Origin of the sequence: Pseudomonas sp. P5_152 (assembly GCF_033989915.1) — a bacterium.
GTDB lineage: Bacteria > Pseudomonadota > Gammaproteobacteria > Pseudomonadales > Pseudomonadaceae > Aquipseudomonas.
This window is the reverse complement of sequence record NZ_JASFAH010000002.1, coordinates 2,395,392-2,413,701: the sequence shown is the minus strand read 5'-3', so window position 1 is coordinate 2,413,701 and position 18,310 is coordinate 2,395,392. Positions and strand designations below refer to the sequence as shown.

The 18,310-nt window shown below is 60.8% G+C and carries 18 protein-coding genes; 12 read left to right on the top strand and 6 right to left on the bottom strand.

The features are described from left to right. Positions 1 to 92 precede the first annotated feature (92 nt). The 7 genes from rpsM to bfr all read left to right on the top strand — a co-directional run bounded on the left by rpsM (position 93) and on the right by bfr (position 5,257). Positions 93 to 449, top strand: coding sequence for a 30S ribosomal protein S13 (gene rpsM / locus QMK50_RS11000; RefSeq protein WP_003186020.1), 357 nt, complete (start codon positions 93 to 95; stop codon positions 447 to 449). A gap of 30 nt (positions 450 to 479) precedes the next feature. Further along, positions 480 to 869 (top strand): 30S ribosomal protein S11, encoded by a 390-nt coding sequence (gene rpsK, locus QMK50_RS10995; protein ID WP_002555466.1) that lies wholly within the window; start codon positions 480 to 482, stop codon positions 867 to 869. Between the two features lie 18 nt (positions 870 to 887). Next, the gene (gene rpsD, locus QMK50_RS10990) at positions 888 to 1,508 is read left to right on the top strand and encodes a 30S ribosomal protein S4 (protein WP_003210056.1); all 621 of its coding nucleotides are present in this window, start codon (positions 888 to 890) and stop codon (positions 1,506 to 1,508) included. A 22-nt stretch (positions 1,509 to 1,530) separates the two neighbouring features. Next, entirely contained in the window at positions 1,531 to 2,532 is a 1,002-nt protein-coding gene (locus tag QMK50_RS10985; protein ID WP_007924176.1) for a DNA-directed RNA polymerase subunit alpha, read from the top strand. Positions 2,533 to 2,574: 42 nt separating this feature from the next. Beyond that, positions 2,575 to 2,961, top strand: coding sequence for a 50S ribosomal protein L17 (gene rplQ, locus QMK50_RS10980; RefSeq protein ID WP_017135967.1), 387 nt, complete (start codon positions 2,575 to 2,577; stop codon positions 2,959 to 2,961). A gap of 227 nt (positions 2,962 to 3,188) precedes the next feature. Then, positions 3,189 to 4,643, top strand: coding sequence for a catalase (locus QMK50_RS10975; protein WP_320333121.1), 1,455 nt, complete (start codon positions 3,189 to 3,191; stop codon positions 4,641 to 4,643). Positions 4,644 to 4,792: 149 nt separating this feature from the next. Then, entirely contained in the window at positions 4,793 to 5,257 is a 465-nt protein-coding gene (bfr, locus tag QMK50_RS10970) for a bacterioferritin (RefSeq protein ID WP_095166171.1), read from the top strand. A 140-nt stretch (positions 5,258 to 5,397) separates the two neighbouring features. Here the strand turns inward: bfr and uvrA are convergent, their stop codons facing one another. Further along, entirely contained in the window at positions 5,398 to 8,232 is a 2,835-nt protein-coding gene (uvrA, locus tag QMK50_RS10965; protein WP_320333120.1) for an excinuclease ABC subunit UvrA, read from the bottom strand. A 188-nt stretch (positions 8,233 to 8,420) separates the two neighbouring features. On the opposite strand from uvrA, the gene QMK50_RS10960 reads away from it, so the two are divergent. Next, positions 8,421 to 9,818 carry an MFS transporter gene (locus tag QMK50_RS10960; protein ID WP_095166174.1) on the top strand — a complete coding sequence of 466 codons (1,398 nt, stop codon included), beginning with the start codon at positions 8,421 to 8,423 and terminating at the stop codon, positions 9,816 to 9,818. Positions 9,819 to 9,827: 9 nt separating this feature from the next. After that, complete coding sequence (locus QMK50_RS10955; protein ID WP_095166176.1) at positions 9,828 to 10,358, top strand: single-stranded DNA-binding protein; 531 nt, start codon at positions 9,828 to 9,830, stop codon at positions 10,356 to 10,358. Between the two features lie 90 nt (positions 10,359 to 10,448). Here the strand turns inward: QMK50_RS10955 and QMK50_RS10950 are convergent, their stop codons facing one another. Both QMK50_RS10950 and QMK50_RS10945 read right to left on the bottom strand, forming a co-directional pair. Next, positions 10,449 to 11,273 carry an alpha/beta fold hydrolase gene (locus tag QMK50_RS10950; RefSeq protein WP_095166178.1) on the bottom strand — a complete coding sequence of 275 codons (825 nt, stop codon included), beginning with the start codon at positions 11,271 to 11,273 and terminating at the stop codon, positions 10,449 to 10,451. A 36-nt stretch (positions 11,274 to 11,309) separates the two neighbouring features. Then, positions 11,310 to 11,864 carry a cysteine hydrolase family protein gene (locus QMK50_RS10945; protein ID WP_159998183.1) on the bottom strand — a complete coding sequence of 185 codons (555 nt, stop codon included), beginning with the start codon at positions 11,862 to 11,864 and terminating at the stop codon, positions 11,310 to 11,312. Positions 11,865 to 11,960: 96 nt separating this feature from the next. Between QMK50_RS10945 and QMK50_RS10940 the strand changes: the two genes are divergently transcribed. From QMK50_RS10940 to QMK50_RS10930, 3 genes are all read left to right on the top strand, one after another. Next, positions 11,961 to 12,956, top strand: a complete 996-nt coding sequence (locus tag QMK50_RS10940; RefSeq protein WP_320333119.1) for a GlxA family transcriptional regulator — start codon at positions 11,961 to 11,963, stop codon at positions 12,954 to 12,956. Positions 12,957 to 13,140: 184 nt separating this feature from the next. Next, on the top strand, positions 13,141 to 14,250 hold the full coding sequence (locus QMK50_RS10935; protein ID WP_320333118.1) for a DUF3182 family protein: 1,110 nt from the start codon (positions 13,141 to 13,143) through the stop codon (positions 14,248 to 14,250). Continuing rightward, positions 14,240 to 14,998, top strand: a complete 759-nt coding sequence (locus QMK50_RS10930; protein WP_320333117.1) for an alpha/beta hydrolase family protein — start codon at positions 14,240 to 14,242, stop codon at positions 14,996 to 14,998. Before QMK50_RS10935 ends, QMK50_RS10930 begins: the two co-directional genes overlap by 11 nt. A gap of 140 nt (positions 14,999 to 15,138) precedes the next feature. On the opposite strand, the gene QMK50_RS10925 is transcribed toward QMK50_RS10930, so the two are convergent. Genes QMK50_RS10925 through QMK50_RS10915 form a run of 3 tightly spaced genes read right to left on the bottom strand, consistent with a single transcriptional unit; the run spans position 15,139 to position 18,225 of the window. Continuing rightward, positions 15,139 to 16,125 carry a lysylphosphatidylglycerol synthase domain-containing protein gene (locus QMK50_RS10925; RefSeq protein ID WP_320333116.1) on the bottom strand — a complete coding sequence of 329 codons (987 nt, stop codon included), beginning with the start codon at positions 16,123 to 16,125 and terminating at the stop codon, positions 15,139 to 15,141. Further along, complete coding sequence (gene clsB, locus QMK50_RS10920) at positions 16,112 to 17,419, bottom strand: cardiolipin synthase ClsB (protein ID WP_320333115.1); 1,308 nt, start codon at positions 17,417 to 17,419, stop codon at positions 16,112 to 16,114. The genes QMK50_RS10925 and clsB overlap by 14 nt, the downstream gene beginning before the upstream one ends. Then, complete coding sequence (locus QMK50_RS10915; protein WP_159998175.1) at positions 17,416 to 18,225, bottom strand: endonuclease/exonuclease/phosphatase family protein; 810 nt, start codon at positions 18,223 to 18,225, stop codon at positions 17,416 to 17,418. The genes clsB and QMK50_RS10915 overlap by 4 nt, the downstream gene beginning before the upstream one ends. Between the last annotated feature and the right edge of the window lie 85 nt (positions 18,226 to 18,310).

The window sequence follows — 18,310 nt, the reverse complement described above, 5'->3', positions numbered from 1 at the left end:
CGGGTTGATTATTTGTTATTACAGCGATATTATCTCGCGCCCTATTTCTTGGCTTCCGGGGCGTAGGTAGCTGTCAATTGGAGTCCCACTGAATGGCCCGTATTGCAGGCGTCAACATTCCAGATAACAAGCATACTGTTATCTCGCTGACCTACATCTATGGTGTTGGTCGCACTACTGCGCAGAAGATCTGTGCAGTGACTGGGGTAAACCCAGCAGCAAAGATCAAAGATCTGAGCGACGAGCAAATTGAACAGCTGCGTGGCGAAGTGGCGAAGTTCACCACTGAAGGTGATCTGCGTCGCGAAATCAACATGAAAATCAAGCGCTTGATGGACCTCGGTTGCTATCGCGGTCTGCGTCATCGTCGTGGTCTGCCAGTACGCGGTCAGCGTACCAAGACCAACGCGCGTACCCGTAAAGGTCCGCGTAAGCCGATCCGCAAGTAATCGCCCCAGCGAATCGACAGGAAAATTATCATGGCAAAACCTGCTGCTCGTCCTCGTAAAAAAGTTAAAAAGACAGTGGTTGATGGCATCGCCCACATCCATGCATCTTTTAACAACACAATCGTGACCATCACCGACCGTCAAGGTAACGCGCTTTCTTGGGCTACCTCCGGTGGTTCGGGTTTCCGCGGTTCCCGCAAGTCCACCCCGTTCGCTGCTCAAGTAGCTGCTGAACGTGCTGGTCAAGCTGCGCTGGAATATGGCCTGAAAAACCTCGACGTTAACGTCAAGGGTCCAGGTCCAGGTCGTGAGTCCGCTGTCCGTGCTTTGAACGGCTGTGGCTATAAGATCGCCAGCATCACCGACGTGACGCCAATCCCGCACAACGGGTGCCGTCCGCCGAAGAAGCGCCGCGTGTAATCCAGGAGATTGTAAAGAATGGCTCGTTACATTGGTCCAAAATGCAAACTCGCTCGTCGCGAAGGCACCGATCTCTTCCTGAAGAGCGGCGTGCGCGCGATCGAATCGAAGTGCAACATTGAAGCAGCACCTGGTATCCACGGCCAACGCCGCGGTCGCCAGTCCGACTACGGCACCCAACTGCGTGAAAAGCAGAAGGTCCGTCGTATCTACGGCGTTCTCGAGCGTCAGTTCAGCGGCTACTACAAAGAAGCTGCTGGCAAGAAAGGTGCAACCGGTGAAAACCTGCTGCAACTGCTCGAATGCCGTCTGGACAACGTTGTATACCGTATGGGCTTTGGTTCGACTCGTGCCGAATCCCGTCAGCTGGTATCGCACAAATCCGTAAGCGTTAACGGTCAGACCGTAAACGTGCCGTCGTACCAGGTTCGTGCTGGTGACGTGGTCGCGATTCGCGAGAAAGCAAAGAACCAACTTCGCATTGTCCAAGCTCTCGATCTGTGTGCCCAACGTGGCCGCGTAGAATGGGTAGAAGTAGACACTGAGAAGAAGTCGGGCGTTTTCAAGAACGTTCCAGCTCGCAGTGATCTGTCCGCCGACATCAACGAAAGCCTGATTGTCGAGCTCTACTCCAAGTAAGGGCTAGAAAATAGGTGCATCCATGCAGATTTCGGTAAATGAGTTCCTGACACCCCGCCATATTGATGTGCAGGTTGTCAGTCCAACCCGCGCCAAGATCACTCTCGAGCCTCTCGAGCGTGGTTTTGGCCACACCCTGGGCAACGCGCTGCGCCGCATCCTGTTGTCCTCAATGCCCGGCTGTGCAGTAGTCGAGGCCGAGATTGACGGTGTGCTCCACGAGTACAGCGCCATCGAAGGTGTACAGGAAGACGTAATTGAAATCCTGTTGAACCTTAAAGGTCTGGCTATCAAGCTGCACGGCCGTGACGAAGTTACGCTGACCTTGTCGAAGAAGGGTTCGGGGGTGGTTACCGCTGCCGATATTCAGCTGGATCATGATGTCGAGATCGTTAATCCCGATCACGTAATCGCTAACCTGGCGTCTAACGGCGCCCTGAACATGAAGCTAGTAGTAGCTCGTGGTCGTGGTTATGAACCGGCCGACTCGCGTCAGAGCGATGAAGACGAAAGCCGCAGCATTGGTCGCTTGCAGCTTGACTCTTCGTTCAGCCCGGTTCGCCGTATCGCATACGTGGTGGAAAACGCCCGTGTCGAGCAGCGTACTAACCTGGACAAGCTGGTTATTGATCTGGAAACCAACGGTACTCTGGACCCTGAAGAGGCTATCCGTCGCGCTGCAACCATCCTGCAACAGCAGTTGGCTGCGTTCGTGGACCTCAAAGGCGACAGCGAGCCAGTGGTAATCGAGCAAGAAGACGAGATCGATCCGATCCTGCTTCGCCCGGTTGACGATCTGGAACTGACTGTACGTTCGGCTAACTGCCTTAAGGCGGAAAACATCTACTACATCGGTGACCTGATTCAGCGTACCGAAGTAGAGCTGTTGAAGACTCCGAACCTGGGCAAGAAATCCTTGACTGAAATCAAGGACGTTCTGGCCTCCCGCGGTCTGTCCCTCGGCATGCGCCTCGACAACTGGCCGCCTGCAAGTCTTAAGAAGGACGACAAGGCGACTGCCTGATCGTCGTAATCACCGAACGTTGTGTTTGGTAAGGAATGAACCATGCGTCATCGTAAAAGTGGTCGTCACCTGAGCCGCACCAGCTCGCACCGCAAGGCCATGTTTCAAAACATGGCGGTGTCGCTGTTCGAGCACGAGCTGATCAAAACTACACTGCCAAAAGCCAAAGAACTGCGTCGCGTTGCTGAGCCGCTGATCACTTTGGCCAAGACAGACAGCCTGGCTAACCGCCGTTTGGTTTTCGACCGTACTCGTTCGAAAGCTATCGTTGGTAAGCTCTTCAACGACCTGGGCAAGCGTTACGCTACCCGTGAGGGTGGCTACCTGCGCATCCTCAAGTGCGGCTTCCGCACTGGCGACAACGCGCCTATGGCGTACGTCGAGTTGGTTGATCGTGCTACTGCCGGCGAAGCTGTAAGCGCCGAGTAAGACGACAAGCTGTAACGAAGAACCGGGCCTAGTGCCCGGTTTTTTGTGGGCGCTGAAAAAGTACCGCCGACGGGCGGCGTTATTCGCGTGTATCTGGAGCAGCTTTCAATTAGTTAATTTCTATTGATGCTGATCAATTAATGAATTTGATGGTGTCATGTTCCTGGTCAATACTCCTTCTCAGCCGATTAGCCGGCAGTTTCCAAGACTGAAGAGGAAGATTGTGCATGAGCCAGAATAAAACGCTGACTACCGCCAGTGGCGCTCCCGTCGCAGATAACCAGAATTCCCGTTCCGCCGGTCCACGCGGCCCGCTGCTGCTCGACGATTTTCACCTGATCGAGAAGCTCGCCCACTTCAACCGCGAAAATATCCCTGAGCGCCGCGTGCATGCCAAGGGCTCGGGTGCTTACGGTACCTTCACCGTCACCCGCGATATCACCCAGTACACCAGCGCCAAGCTGTTTGCCGCCGTCGGCAAGCAAACCCCGACCTTCCTGCGGTTCTCCACTGTCGGCGGTGAGCGCGGCTCGGCGGACACCGAACGCGATCCTCGTGGTTTCGCTTTGAAGTTCTACACCGAAGAAGGCAACTGGGACATCGTTGGTAACAACACGCCGGTGTTCTTCATTCGTGATCCGCTGAAGTTTCCGGATTTCATCCACACCCAAAAACGTCTGCCGCAAAGCAATCTGAAAAGCGCGCAGATGATGTGGGACTTCTGGTCGCACTCCCCTGAGGCGCTGCACCAGGTGACTATCCTGTTCTCCGACCGTGGGATTCCTGATGGCTACCGTCACATGCACGGCTTTGGTAGCCATACCTACAGCCTGATCAGTGCCAGCGGTGAGCGGCATTGGGTGAAATGGCACTACAAGACCCTGCAGGGCATCAAGAACCTGGCGCCGGCCGAAGCTGCGCGTCTGGCCGGGACTGACCCGGACTACGCCCAGCGCGACCTGTTCGGCGCCATCGAGCGCGGTGATTTCCCGAAATGGCGCGTGTGCATCCAGATCATGAGCGAAGCCCAGGCAGCGGCGCATTACGAGAACCCGTTCGACGTGACCAAGACCTGGTCGCAGAAAGAGTTTCCGTTGATTGAAGTCGGCGAGTTGGAACTCAACCGTAACCCGCTGAACTACTTCGCCGAAGTCGAGCAGGCTGCGTTTGGCCCGAGCAACATGGTTCCGGGTGTCGGCCTGTCGCCGGACCGCATGCTGCAAGGCCGGGTGTTCGCCTACGCCGATGCGCACCGCTACCGTGTGGGCACCAATCACCAGCAACTGCCGGTGAACGCACCACGCAGCCCGGTCAACAGCTATCAGCGCGATGGTTCCATGGCATTTGGCAGCAATGGCGGCGCGGCGCCCAACTACGAGCCGAACAGCTACGTGGAGTCGCCAAAGCAGGCCCCGCACTTCGCTGAGCCGCCACTGGCGTTGAGTGGAGCGGCTGATCGTTACGATCATCGCGAAGATACCGACTACTACAGCCATGCCGGTGCGCTGTTTCGCTTGATGAGCGCTGAACAGAAAGCCCTGTTGGTCAGCAACATTGCTGGCGCCATGGCCGGGGTTTCCGGTGATGTGGTCGACCGTCAACTGCAGCACTTCTTCAAGGCCGATCCGGCGTACGGAGAAGCAATCGCAACGGCGTTGGGTGTACAGCTTAACGAAGTCTAAACGAGAAGCAGAACCGCCCTCAATTGGGCGGTTTTTGCGTTATTTAAACCACTTTTCTCAGAATATCTTCGCTTTTATCTCGCGAATCGAGTGACCAAACGGACGCCTTGGTTCAAACTACAGACTTTCAAGCAGGGAGATGTAGGGCGATGCAAGGTCACCCGGACGTAATCGATTACCTCAACACGTTGCTCACGGGCGAACTGGCAGCGCGTGATCAATATTTCATCCATTCGCGGATGTATGAGGACTGGGGCTTTACCGAGCTCTATGAGCGCATCAATCACGAGATGGAAGAAGAAGCCGGGCACGCCGATGCGCTGATGCGCCGGATCCTGATGCTGGAAGGTACGCCGCGCATGCGCCCGGACGACCTCGACGTCGGCACTACCGTGCCGGACATGCTCGCCGCCGACCTGCGCCTGGAATACAAGGTGCGTGCCGCACTGTGCAAAGGCATTGAGCTGTGTGAGCAGCACAAGGACTACATCAGTCGTGACATGCTGCGTATCCAGTTGGCCGATACCGAAGAAGATCACACCTACTGGCTGGAAAAGCAGTTGGGCCTGATCAAGTTGATCGGTCTGGAAAACTACCTGCAATCGCAGTTCTGATTCTGCTTTGTAGGCGCACGGTTTGCCGGCGATGGCGTCCTTGAAATCGCCATCGCGAGCACGCTTCGCTCCTACAGACGCAAGACACAAAAAAGCCCCTGTCACCGATAACGTGACAGGGGCTTTTTCATGTGACGGTGTCAGGCCCGGTCGCGTTCCAGCAGTGGCTTGAGGTAGAAGCCAGTGTGCGACTGCTTCATCTCGGCCACTTCCTCAGGCGTACCCACGGCGATGATCTGGCCGCCCTTGGAGCCGCCTTCCGGCCCCAGGTCCACCAGCCAATCGGCGGTCTTGATCACGTCCAGGTTGTGCTCGATCACCACTACGGTGTTGCCGTGGTCGCGCAGGCGGTGCAACACGTCGAGCAATTGCTGGATGTCCGCGAAGTGCAGGCCGGTGGTCGGCTCATCGAGGATATACAGGGTCTTGCCGGTGTCGCGCTTGGACAACTCGCGGGACAACTTGACCCGCTGTGCTTCACCGCCCGACAGGGTGGTCGCCGATTGCCCGAGCTTGATGTACGACAGGCCGACATCCATCAGCGTCTGCAGCTTGCGCGCCAGGGCCGGTACCGCGTCGAAGAACACCCGGGCTTCCTCGATGGTCATTTCCAGGGTTTCGTGGATGCTCTTGCCCTTGTACTTGATCTCCAGGGTCTCGCGGTTGTAGCGCTTGCTCTTGCACACGTCGCACGGGACATAGATATCCGGCAGGAAGTGCATCTCGACCTTGATCAGGCCGTCGCCCTGGCAGGCCTCACAGCGTCCACCCTTGACGTTGAACGAGAAACGACCCGGGCCATAGCCCCGTGAGCGCGACTCCGGGACGCCTGCGAACAGCTCACGAATCGGCGTGAACAGCCCGGTGTAGGTCGCCGGGTTGGAGCGCGGCGTACGACCGATCGGGCTCTGGTCGATGTCGACCACCTTGTCCAACAGCTCAAGGCCCTTGATGCTGTCGTGGGCTGCGGCTTCCAGGGTCGTCGCACCATTGAGCGCGGTGGCGCTCAGGGGGAACAGGGTGTTGTTGATCAGTGTCGACTTGCCCGAGCCGGACACGCCGGTCACACAGGTCAGCAGGCCCAGGGGGATTTCCAGGTCGACATTGCGCAAGTTGTTGCCGCGGGCACCTTTGAGGTGCAGTGCCAGCTTCTTGTTGCGCGGCGTGCGTTTGGCGGGCACGGCGATCTTCACCCGGCCCGACAGGTATTTGCCGGTCAGCGAGTCCGGGTGGGCCATGACTTCGGCCGGTGTGCCTTCGGCGACGATATGCCCGCCATGCACGCCAGCGCCGGGGCCGATGTCTACCACGTAGTCGGCGAGGCGAATGGCGTCCTCGTCGTGCTCGACCACGATCACCGTGTTGCCGATGTCGCGCAAATGCTTGAGGGTGCCCAGCAGTCGGTCGTTGTCCCGCTGGTGCAGGCCAATGGAGGGCTCGTCGAGGATGTACAGCACGCCCACCAGGCCGGCGCCGATCTGGCTGGCCAGGCGAATGCGCTGCGCCTCACCGCCGGACAGAGTGTCGGCACTGCGGTCCAGGGACAGGTAGTCGAGGCCGACGTTGACCAGGAACTGCAGGCGTTCGCGGATTTCCTTGAGAATCTTGTCGGCGATTTCGCCGCGCCGCCCCGTCAGTTTCAGGGTGCCGAAGTAGTCGCACGCATCGCCGATCGGCAGGTTGGTCACCGCCGGCAGGGTTTTCTCGCCGACCCACACGTGCCGCGCTTCACGGCGCAGGCGGGTGCCGCGGCAATCCGGGCAGGGCTGGGTGCTGAGGAACTTGGCCAGCTCTTCGCGCACCGAAGCAGACTCGGTTTCGCGGTAGCGGCGATCGAGGTTCGGCACGATGCCTTCGAACGGGTGCGAACGCTTGACGATGTCGCCCCGGTCGTTGAGGTATTTGAAATCGACGTTCTGGCTGCCGCTGCCATGCAGGATGACTTTCTGCTGGTCGGCTGGCAGCTGGTTGAACGGCACTTCCAGGCTGAACCCATAATGGGCGGCCAGGGAGCCGAGCATCTGGAAGTAATAGACGTTGCGCCGGTCCCAGCCGCGAATCGCGCCCTCGGCCAGGGTCAGTTCGCCGTTGACCAGGCGCTTGATGTCGAAGAACTGTTTGACCCCCAGGCCGTCGCAGGTCGGGCAAGCGCCCGCTGGGTTGTTGAAGGAGAACAGCTTGGGTTCCAGTTCACTGATGGCGTGGCCGCAGATCGGGCAGGCAAAACGCGCGGAGAAAATCATCTCCTGACCCGGCTCATCGTCCATCGGTGCGACCAGCGCGATGCCATCGGCCAGCTTCAGGGCGGTCTCGAACGACTCGGCCAGGCGCTGCTGCAGGTCCTCGCGAACCTTGAAGCGGTCGACCACCACATCGATCGAGTGCTTCTTCTGTTTATCCAGCTTCGGCAGCTCATCCAGCTCGCACAGCTTGCCGTTGACCCGGGCACGGACGAAACCCTGGGCCCGCAGTTCTTCGAAGACCGACAGGTGTTCGCCCTTGCGCTCACGGATCACCGGGGCCAGCAGCATCAGCTTGCTGCCCTCAGGCTGGGCCAGCACCAGGTCGACCATCTGGCTGACGGTCTGGGCTTCCAGGGGGATGTCGTGATCCGGGCAGCGCGGAATACCTACGCGAGCGTAAAGCAGGCGCAGGTAGTCGTAGATTTCGGTAATGGTGCCGACCGTCGAGCGCGGGTTGTGGGAGGTCGACTTCTGCTCGATGGAGATGGCCGGTGACAGGCCTTCAATCGTGTCGACGTCGGGCTTTTCCATCATCGACAGGAACTGCCGGGCGTAGGCCGACAGCGACTCGACATAACGCCGCTGACCCTCGGCATACAAGGTGTCAAAGGCCAGGGACGACTTGCCGGACCCGGACAAGCCGGTGATGACGATCAGTTTGTCCCGTGGCAGGGTCAGGTCGATATTCTTCAGGTTGTGGGTTCGAGCCCCACGAATCAGGATCTTGTCCAAGGTGGCCTCGCTCGGCGGGCGTAAACGTAGGAGTATAAGGCCAAATACTGGATGGATGCACACTATCAAATGTGCACGATGGTGCCTTACATGAAGACTCTGTCATCCGTGCGCGGCAAAGCGTCGCCCTATACCCCGTCAACCGATGGGACTGATAGAATCGCCGCCGGTTCACATGAGGTAATTCCATGCACGATCCCCACAGCGAACGCATGAGTGGTAGCGAGACCCGCGCAGCGAGCGGTCTGGCCCTGGTGTTCGCGTTCCGTATGCTTGGCATGTTCATGGTGTTGCCGGTACTGGCGACCTACGGCATGGACCTGGCAGGCGCGACCCCGGCCCTGATCGGCCTGGCGATTGGCGCCTACGGCCTGACCCAGGCGGTGTTCCAGATTCCCTTCGGGATCATTTCCGATCGCATCGGGCGGCGCCCGGTGATTTACCTGGGCTTGATCGTCTTTGCCCTGGGCAGCGTGCTGGCGGCCAACGCCGATTCGATCTGGGGCGTGATCGCCGGACGCATCCTGCAGGGCGCCGGGGCGATTTCCGCAGCGGTCATGGCCTTGTTGTCCGACCTGACCCGCGAACAGCACCGCACCAAGGCCATGGCCATGATCGGCATGACCATCGGCCTGTCGTTCGCCGTGGCCATGGTGGTCGGGCCACTGCTGACCCGTGCCTTCGGCCTGTCCGGGCTGTTCCTGGCGACCGGCGGCATGGCATTGCTGGGGATCGTCATCGTGATGTTCATGGTGCCGCGTTCCACGGGCCCCTTGCAGCACCGTGAGTCCGGGGTCGCCCGCCAGGCCTTGTTGCCGACCCTCAAGCACCCGGACTTGCTGCGCCTGGACCTGGGGATTTTTGTGTTGCACGCGATGTTGATGTCGAGTTTCGTCGCCTTGCCGCTGGCGCTGGTGGAAAAAGCCGGGCTGCCCAAGGAACAGCATTGGTGGGTGTACCTGACCGCGCTGCTGATTTCGTTCTTCGCCATGATTCCGTTCATCATCTACGGCGAGAAGAAACGCAAAATGAAACGAGTTTTACTCGGTGCCGTCGCGACGCTGATGCTCACTGAGCTATTCTTCTGGCAGTTCGGCGACAGCTTGCGGGCCCTGGTGATTGGTACGGTGGTGTTCTTCACCGCGTTCAATCTGCTGGAAGCCTCCTTGCCGTCGTTGATCAGCAAGGTTTCACCGGCAGGCGGCAAGGGCACGGCCATGGGGGTCTACTCCACCAGCCAGTTCCTCGGCTCGGCACTGGGCGGCATCATGGGTGGCTGGATGTACCAGCATGGCGGTCTGTCGGTTGTGTTCCTCGGATGCGCAGGTCTGGCTGCCCTCTGGTTGGCCTTTGCTGTTACCATGCGCGAACCTCCCTATGTGACGAGCCTGCGCTTGCCGTTATCGCCCGAAGCGATCCGCGAAGCCGGTCTGGTTGAGCGCCTGCTGGCCGTCGTTGGGGTAACCGATGCCATCGTGGTGGCTGATGAAGCCGCCATTTACATCAAATTGGACACCGAACTATTGGATCGCACCACCCTCGAGCGCCTGGTCAACAACCCGGCGCCGACAGCGTGCGAAGCCTAGGAGAACGTTATGGCCCGTGGGGTTAACAAAGTCATATTGGTCGGCACTTGCGGCCAGGATCCCGAAGTTCGCTACTTGCCTAACGGTAACGCCGTGACCAACCTGAGTCTGGCGACCAGCGAACAATGGACCGACAAGCAAACTGGCCAGAAAGTCGAAAAGACCGAATGGCACCGTGTATCGATGTTCGGCAAGGTTGCAGAGATCGCCGGCGAATACCTGCGTAAAGGTTCGCAGGTCTACATCGAAGGCAAGCTGCAGACCCGCGAGTGGGAAAAAGACGGCATCAAGCGTTACACCACCGAAATCGTGGTCGACATGCAAGGCACCATGCAACTGCTGGGCGGCCGTCCACAGGGCGACCAGCAAGGCCAGGGCGGCGGCGGTAACAACTATCAGCAAGCCGCTCCACGCCAGCAGGCACCGCGTCCGGCTCCGTCGCAACAGCCACAGCGTGAATCGCGTCCAGCGCCACAGCAACAGGCCGCACCGCAGCCGGCTGCAGACTTCGACAGCTTTGATGACGATATTCCGTTTTAACGCAGCAACAAGCTTCAAGCCACAAGCTGCAAGCTGAAAGAACCCGCGTTTCGGTCCACGAAACGCGGGTTTTTTGCTTTCGCTTGCCGCTTAACGCTGGGCAAATCGCAACATATCCGCATTCACCTGCGCTTTATGCGTATCCGTCAGCCCATGGGGAGCCCCTGGGTAGACGATCAGTTCGGCGTGTTCGATCAAGCGTTTGCTCTCAAGCCCCGCGGCCTGGATCGGCACGATCTGGTCGTCGTCGCCATGGATGATCAGGGTAGGGATGTCGAATTTCTTCAGGTCCTGGCGAAAGTCGGTTTCCGAGAAGGCCTTGATGCTGTCGAGGGTGTTTTTATGGCCGCCCATCATGCCTTGCATCCAGAATGCGTCGATCAGCCCCTGGGACGGTGTGGCGCCGGGGCGGTTGAAGCCGAAGAATGGGCCGCCGGCAACGTCCTTGTAGAGTTGCGAGCGATCGGCGATGGAGCCGGCACGGATGCCGTCGAAGACTTCGATTGGCAGGCCCTTGGGGTTGGTCTCGGTTTTCAGCATCAGCGGCGGCACCGCTGAAATCAGCCCGGCCTTGGCCAGTCGTTGAGTGCCGTGCCGGCCGATATAGCGGGCGACTTCACCGCCGCCGGTGGAGAAGCCAAAGAGAATCACGTTGTTCAGGTCCAGCTGTTCGATCAGTTCGGCGAGGTCGTCGGCGTAGTGATCCATGTCATTGCCGTCCCACGGCTGGCTGGAGCGTCCGTGCCCACGTCGATCGTGGGCGATGGCGCGAAAGCCATTGTCGGCAAAGTGCAGCATCTGTGATTCCCAGCTGTCACTGGAGAGCGGCCAGCCATGGCTGAAAACTACCGGTTGCCCACTGCCCCAGTCTTTGTAGTACAGGGTGTTGCCTTCGCGAGTCGTGAGAGTAGCCATGTCGATCGTCTCCAATGAATGCTCAGGGAATGAGGCTTAGGGCTGTGCCGCCAGGAACTCTGCGGTGGACACCACGCTGGCGTAGGCAAAACCCAGGGCCGACATGAAGGCGGCGTGCACCTGGGCGGCGGGTACCACCTGGCCGTTGAATTCCAGGTCGCGGGACGCGCAGGCGTCGTGGATCACCGTGACGTTGTAGCCAAGGTCCGCCGCAGCGCGCGTGATGCCGTCGATGCACATGTGGCTCATGCTGCCGACCACGACCAGGCTCTCGATGCCTTGCTGGTCGAGGATTGACTGTAGTTCGGTTTCGCGGAACGAGTTGACGAAGTGCTTGAGCACCACCGGCTCGTCGCTGCGATTCAGCACCTTGGGGTGCAACTTGGCGCCATCGGAGCCGGGGGTGAAGAACGGGGCGTCACTGGAAGTGAACTCGTGGCGGATGTGCACCACCGGGTGGCCGGCTTCGCGGAACGCCTGGAGCAGTTTTACCGCGTTGTCGGCAGCGGCATCGGCGCCGACCAACGGCCATTTACCCTGGGGGAAGTAGTCATTCTGGATATCGACTACGATGAGTGCTTGCTTGGCCATGGGTGTTTCCTCTGGAGTGGGTGTGGGCGCCAGTATTGCCGCGCACGGACGCTACGAGGATTGGCCGCACCGACAATAGAAGGGGGAAAACTGACAATGGGTGTAGAACGCGCAGTCGCCGAGTTGGGCGTGCTGATCTATCCCGGTGCGCAGATGGCAGCAGTACACGGCTTGACCGATCTGTTTGGCGTCGCCAATCGCATTGCCGCCGAGCACCAGAGCGCGCAGTTGCCGTGGTTGCGGGTCAGCCACTGGCAGGCAGAGCCCGGACACGCTCCGCAGCGTGTCTACGACAGTCATCCTGGCCCCGATGCGGGCTTGGTGGCGCTGCTGATTCCGCCGTCGATCGGCGGTTTTTGCGAAGGGCAGGCGTCAGCGCCGCTGATCGGTTGGTTGCGCCAGCAGCACGCGAGCGGGGCAACCTTGGGTGGGGTCTGTGTGGGGTCGATTCTGCTGGCTGAAAGCGGTCTGCTCGATGGCCGTAGCGCTACCACTCACTGGACCTCGGCCAAGCAGTTCGCCGAGCGTTATCCCCAGGTCAAGCTCAACGCCGACACCCCCATCGTCGATGACGGCGATTTGATCACCACCGCCGGCCTGATGGCCTGGTCCGAACTGGGCCTGCGCCTGGTAGACCGTTTGCTCGGGCCGAGCATTGCCACCGGCACTGCGCGGTTCCTGGTGGTCGAACACAGTGACAGCGCGAGCCAGTGCGGCAGCAACTTCGCGCCGATCCTCAGCCATGGCGACGCGGCGATCCTCAAGGTCCAGCACTGGCTGCAAGCCAACGGCGCGGTGGAAGTCTCGTTGAGCGTGATGGCCCAGCAGGCGGGCCTGGAGGAGCGGACTTTTTTGCGTCGTTTCCGCACGTCTACCGGCTTGAAACCCACTGAGTACTGCCAGCACCTGCGGGTGGGCAAGGCTCGGGAAATGCTCGAGTTCACCAACGGCACCATCGACCATATCGCCTGGACCGTCGGCTACACGGACCCCAGCGCGTTTCGCGCGACCTTCAGGAAAATCACCGGGCTGGCACCCAGCGATTACCGCAGCAAATTCGGGGTGTCGCCGACGGCGTTACTGGCGCGGTAACAGCGTGGATCGATCGTGCAAAATGCCGGAGCGTTGGCGCTGGTCGTGCAGAATAAGACAAGCCAGTTGCCAGCCGTGCCCCCACGGCACGCGAATCGACCGCGCATCCGCCAATAACCAGGGTTGGCCTGATCCCTGCACCGGCCTGAGCTACATTCATCAAGCACAGATGGCAGGGGGACGCATGACCCCGACTAATCGCAACAAACTGGTGGTGGCCCATTCCGTGCGGCCCCAGGCGCCGCAGCACGAGGTCGAGACCAACCGGGCGCTGGCGCAGTGGCTGGCGCAGATTCTCGGCTGGCCATATGGCGGCAGTTACGACGCGGACACCCATGCCGGGCGCGACCTGTACCTGCTGCCGACCCAGACCCTGGTCGGCGGTGGGGCGGCCCGTCAGTTGCGAGTCAAAGGGCCGGACGATCTGTGGGGCGGCTACGTCGACCACTCGTTCATCTGCACCAAAGCCATCACCCATGGTCTATTGAACAGGCAGGCCAAGGCGCCCGAAGGCTGGGCCCCCTTGTTTGCGGAGCGAGTGCGCCAGGTAGTGCTGGAGGGCATCAGTGTGTTTTCCCTCGAGGACGCCCTGCCAGCGGCCGAGCAACTGCTCGAGCGTGGCCCGCTGCGCCTGAAACCGATACACGCGTGTGCCGGACGCGGCCAGGAAGTGATCAGCAACCTCGCAGCGTTCCGGCAGGTCCTCGGCCGTGCCGACGCTGCCGACTTGTTCGCCAGTGGCGTGGTGCTGGAGCAGGACCTCAAGAAGGTCATCACCCACAGCGTCGGCCAGAGTTTCATTGCTGACACCGTACTCAGTTACTGCGGCGAGCAATACCTGACCGAAGACGGTCTAGGCGAAAAAGTCTATGGCGGTTCGGACTTGCTGGTGGTCCAAGGCTATTACGCCGACCTGCTCAAGTTGCCTTTGGCCGACGACGTGCGCCTGGCCATTGAACAGGCGCAGGTGTTCGACCTCGCGGCGGACGAGGCTTACCCGGGCTTTTATGCCTCGCGGCGCAATTACGACATCGCCCAGGGCCTCGATGCCCGGGGGCAGCGTTGCAGCGGCGTGCTTGAGCAGTCGTGGCGCATGGGCGGGGCCAGCAGTGCGGAAGTGGCGGCGTTGCAGAGTTTCGTCAAGCAACCGGGTTTGCCGGCGATTCGCGTGTCGTCGGTGGAAACCTACCATGACCAGCCCTTGCCGGCCGGGGCCATCGAGGTGTACCGCGGCCCGGCAGAAAACAGTGATTTTCTCCTCAAGTATGTGACGGTCAAACCCTATGACGGCTAGAAGCGAAACCATTGAAATCGAGATCGACGACGAACACATGAGCGCGACCTTCCTGAGTCCCAAATCCAAGGTCCCGGGGGTGTTGTTTGTGCACGGCTGGGGCGGCAGCCAGGAGCGCGACCTGGAGCGGGCCAAGGGCATTGCCGGCCTGGGCTGCGTGTGCCTGACCTTCGACTTGCGTGGACACACCGGCGGTACGGGTATCCCACTGACCCGGGTGACCCGCGAAGATAACCTCAAGGACCTCTTGGCCGCTTATGACCGCCTGCTCGCCCACCCGGCCATCGATACTTCAGCGGTGGCGGTAGTGGGCACCAGTTACGGTGGCTACCTCGCGGCGATCCTCACCACCTTGCGCCCGGTGCGCTGGCTGGCATTGCGGGTGCCGGCGCTGTACCGCGACGAGCTATGGCACACCCCCAAGCGCGACCTCGACAAACAGGATCTGCTCGATTACCGCAGCACCCTGGTGCATGCCGACAGCAATCGGGCCCTGTATGCCTGCGCGCAATTCACCGGCGATGTGTTGCTGGTGGAGTCGCAAACCGATGATTACGTACCCCATGCCACCATCATGAGTTACCGCGCGGCGTGCCAGCAGACCCACTCCCTGACCCACCGCATCATCGATGGCGCCGATCACGCCCTCAGCGAGCCCGTGGCGCAACAGGCCTACACCTCGATCCTGGTGGGCTGGATTACCGAGATGGTGGTGGGTGAGCGGTTGAGCATCATCCAGTCCACCTGACAGGCGTTTTTGAGGTGGGAGCGAGCCTGCTCGCGATGCCCGCAAGGACACCGCGGGGAATCAGGCTTGGCACTTCATCGTTGGCGACCATCGCGAGCAGGCCGCAAGCGGGCGCTCGCTCCTACAGTGAAAGTGGGCGTTCAGGAGGGTTTTTTCTCGATCCGCAGCGCCTTGGCCTTGGCTTCCACCACCAGGTACATGGCCACGGTGATCAACAGCGGCAACAGGAAGTAGATCGCCCGATAGGCCAGCAATCCGGCGACCAGGCTGCCGCGAGAGGCCTGGTGTTGCAGCAGGGCGACAAACACCGCCTCCAGTACCCCAAGCCCGGCCGGAATGTGAGTGATTACCCCGGCGATGGCACTGATCAACAGCACCCCAAGCACCAGCGGATAGTCGAGTTTGCTCGGCAGCAAAGTAAAAATCACCGCCGCCATCAGCGACCAGTTCAATGCTCCCAGGGCCAGTTGCAGCATCGCCATGCGCAGTGACGGCAGGTTGATCTCAACCCCACGAATCGACCATTCACGACGGCTGGAAAAGCGGCACGCCGCCAGGTAGCCGGCGCTCACCAGCAGCAACAGCAGGCCCACGCCCTGCAAGGCCGCGCTGCTGAGCTTCCAGCCCGGGGGCATGTGCACCAGGCCACTGCTGAAGATCGCCCCGGCCACCAGCATGTAGCCAAACCAGTTGGTGGCCAGGCTCAGGCCGAGGATCTTGGCGATGTTGCCCTTGCTGACCCCCAGCCGCGAATACAGGCGATAACGCATGGCGATACCGCCGACCCAGGCACTCAGATTGAGGTTGAACGCGTAGCTGATCACCCCCACCGGCAGGATTTGCCGCCAGGTCAGGTTTTGCCCGATGTAGGTGCGGCCGATCAGGTCGAAGCAGGCATAGGTGAGAAAACTCAGCACGGTAATCGTCGAGGCGATGATCAGGGTCCGCACCTTGAAGTCCTGCAGGGTGTCGAACACTTCGCTCCAATCGATGCGGTGGGCGAGCAGGGTGAACAACACTATCAGCAGCAGGAAAAACAGCGCCGTCAGCGGCTTTTTCAGGCGCCGCCAACGGGACGGCGCATGCTCGGCAACTGCGGGGGCGTCTTGGCTTTCAGCGCGATTCATGGGCGTCATCCTGCACCTGAGTTGCTGGCGTGAAAGGCTGCAGGCGCGGTTTGTGCGCCGGCAGCCAACCGGCCCAGGCGGGGAAGTGCCGCAGGCAGTGGAACACCAGGAAGCCAATGGTCATGCGCCACAGCAATCCTCGGGGGCGCTGGTTGGCCGGCATGACCTTACAGTGATGGTCGCTCAGTTCGTCGAGGCGCTCGCACAGCTCGCGGTTGAATGCCCGGTCGCGAATCAGCACGTTGGCTTCCAGGTTCAACGACAGACTCAAGGGATCGAGGTTGCTCGAGCCGACCGTGCTCCAGTCCTCATCCACCAGGGCGACTTTGCCGTGCAGTGGGCGGTCGCAGTACTCATAGATCTTCACCCCCGATTGCTGCAGGTAGTCATAGGTCAGGCGGGCCGCCAGCTTGGCCACCAACATGTCCGGTTGCCCCTGCAGGATCAGCCGCACCTCGACTCCTCGGCGGGCGGCGTTGCGAATTTCGCGCAGCAGGCGGTAGCCGGGGAAAAAGTAGGCGTTGGCGATGATCACCCGGCGTTGGGCGCTGCGCAGCACCTGCAAGTACACGTCTTCGATGTCCCGGGGGTGGTCGCGGTTGTCGCGGTAGACCAGGCGCACCTGGCCATCGTGATCGCTGAACGCCAGCTCGCTGCGCCGGTGCTTGCGCCGCAGCCAGCCAGAGCGCGCCCTGGCATGGCGGCCGCTTTGCAGCAGGGCGAAGTGATGGATGTCGACCACCGCCGGCCCTTCGACTTGCACCGCATAATCCTGCTTGGCCTGGGGGCCGAAGTCGGCCAGGTGATCGGCGCTGAAGTTGATGCCGCCGACAAAGGCGATGCTGCCGTCCACCACCACGATCTTGCGATGCAGGCGGCGGAACCAGTTGGTACGGATGCCCAGGCGCCGTGGGGCCGGGTCGAACATCTGCAAGTGCACGCCGGCATCACACATCGCCAGGAGGAATTCGCTGGCCAGTTCGCCGCAACCAAAACCATCGAGGCTGACGGTGACACGCACGCCACGCTGCGCCGCCTCGATCAGGATCTGCTGCAGCTCGCTGCCGACCTTGTCCTCGAACAGAATGAAGGTCTCCAGCAGAATTTCGCTCTTGGCCTGGCGCAGAGCCTCGAACACCTTGGGAAAGTAGGCCTCGCCATTTTCCAGCAAGACCACGCAGTTGTTGCCGTGCCAGCCATAGTCGAGGTCGACGAGGGCGCGTCTGGCTGTGACCGATTCGGCGGCGGAGGCCTGGGGTTCGAGCAGGTTTTTTTCCAGCGGGGCGCTGCTCATAGCTCAATCTCCACCGACAGCGGAACGTGATCGGAAAGGTGCGACCAGGGCCGCGCCGCCAGCACCTGCGGGCGATGGGCCTTGAGGTTGCGCACGTAGATGCGGTCCAGGCGCAGGAGGGGCAGGCGGGCCGGGAAACTGCGCGCCGGCTGGCCATGGTGCTCGCGGAACACCTCGCGCAGGCCCAACGGATTGAGCAGATCGTCGGCGCGCTGGCGCCAGTCATTGAAGTCGCCGGCGACTATCACCCTGGCGTCGGCTGGCAACTCTTGCAGGCGCTTGATCAGCAGTTGCAGTTGTTCATCGCGATGGGCCTGATGCAAGCCCAGGTGCACGCACATGGCATGCACCTGCTGGCCGTCACCGGGCAGGCGTAACACGCAATGCAGCACGCCACGGCTTTCATGGCCGCTGATGGAGACGTCGAGGTTGTCGTGACGGATGATCTGGAATTTCGACAGCAGCGCGTTACCGTGGTCGCCTGCCGGATACACCGCGTTGCGCCCATAGGCGAATTGCGGCCAGAGGCTGTCGGCGAGGAATTCGTACTGGGGCATGCTGGGCCAGTTGCTGTAGCGCCGGGGATGGTGCTCATGGGCGCCGTGCACTTCCTGCAGGAACACCACGTCGGCGCCGACACTGCGCACCGCTTCACGCAGTTCGGGCAGGATGAAGCGCCGATTGAGGGCGGCGAAGCCCTTGTGGGTATTGACCGTGAGCACGGTAAAACGGCGTACCGCGGTGCGGCTTGCACTCGCTGCATCGGGTTGCTCGGCCTGCTCGCCGCTGATGTCAAACGCCGCCATGTGTGATCCCGCCTGATGATCGTCGGGCTGCCCCCTGTTTGTTGATGACTGTGGGCCAGGGCGGAAAGTTTCGACGGCGTTACAG

Excerpts from the sequence above, each read along its gene's own strand:
- rplQ (WP_017135967.1), top strand. The coding sequence starts at position 2,575 with ATGCGTCATCGTAAAAGTGGTCGTCACCTGAGCCGCACCAGCTCGCAC.
- QMK50_RS10930 (WP_320333117.1), top strand. The coding sequence starts at position 14,240 with ATGACGGCTAGAAGCGAAACCATTGAAATCGAGATCGACGACGAACAC.
- QMK50_RS10955 (WP_095166176.1), top strand. The coding sequence starts at position 9,828 with ATGGCCCGTGGGGTTAACAAAGTCATATTGGTCGGCACTTGCGGCCAG.
- rpsM (WP_003186020.1), top strand. The coding sequence starts at position 93 with ATGGCCCGTATTGCAGGCGTCAACATTCCAGATAACAAGCATACTGTT.
- rpsD (WP_003210056.1), top strand. The coding sequence starts at position 888 with ATGGCTCGTTACATTGGTCCAAAATGCAAACTCGCTCGTCGCGAAGGC.
- QMK50_RS10950 (WP_095166178.1), bottom strand. The coding sequence starts at position 11,273 with ATGGCTACTCTCACGACTCGCGAAGGCAACACCCTGTACTACAAAGAC.
- rpsK (WP_002555466.1), top strand. The coding sequence starts at position 480 with ATGGCAAAACCTGCTGCTCGTCCTCGTAAAAAAGTTAAAAAGACAGTG.
- QMK50_RS10915 (WP_159998175.1), bottom strand. The coding sequence starts at position 18,225 with ATGGCGGCGTTTGACATCAGCGGCGAGCAGGCCGAGCAACCCGATGCA.
- QMK50_RS10940 (WP_320333119.1), top strand. The coding sequence starts at position 11,961 with ATGGGTGTAGAACGCGCAGTCGCCGAGTTGGGCGTGCTGATCTATCCC.
- QMK50_RS10975 (WP_320333121.1), top strand. The coding sequence starts at position 3,189 with ATGAGCCAGAATAAAACGCTGACTACCGCCAGTGGCGCTCCCGTCGCA.
- QMK50_RS10935 (WP_320333118.1), top strand. The coding sequence starts at position 13,141 with ATGACCCCGACTAATCGCAACAAACTGGTGGTGGCCCATTCCGTGCGG.
- QMK50_RS10925 (WP_320333116.1), bottom strand. The coding sequence starts at position 16,125 with ATGAATCGCGCTGAAAGCCAAGACGCCCCCGCAGTTGCCGAGCATGCG.
- clsB (WP_320333115.1), bottom strand. The coding sequence starts at position 17,419 with ATGAGCAGCGCCCCGCTGGAAAAAAACCTGCTCGAACCCCAGGCCTCC.
- QMK50_RS10985 (WP_007924176.1), top strand. The coding sequence starts at position 1,531 with ATGCAGATTTCGGTAAATGAGTTCCTGACACCCCGCCATATTGATGTG.
- QMK50_RS10960 (WP_095166174.1), top strand. The coding sequence starts at position 8,421 with ATGCACGATCCCCACAGCGAACGCATGAGTGGTAGCGAGACCCGCGCA.
- bfr (WP_095166171.1), top strand. The coding sequence starts at position 4,793 with ATGCAAGGTCACCCGGACGTAATCGATTACCTCAACACGTTGCTCACG.
- QMK50_RS10945 (WP_159998183.1), bottom strand. The coding sequence starts at position 11,864 with ATGGCCAAGCAAGCACTCATCGTAGTCGATATCCAGAATGACTACTTC.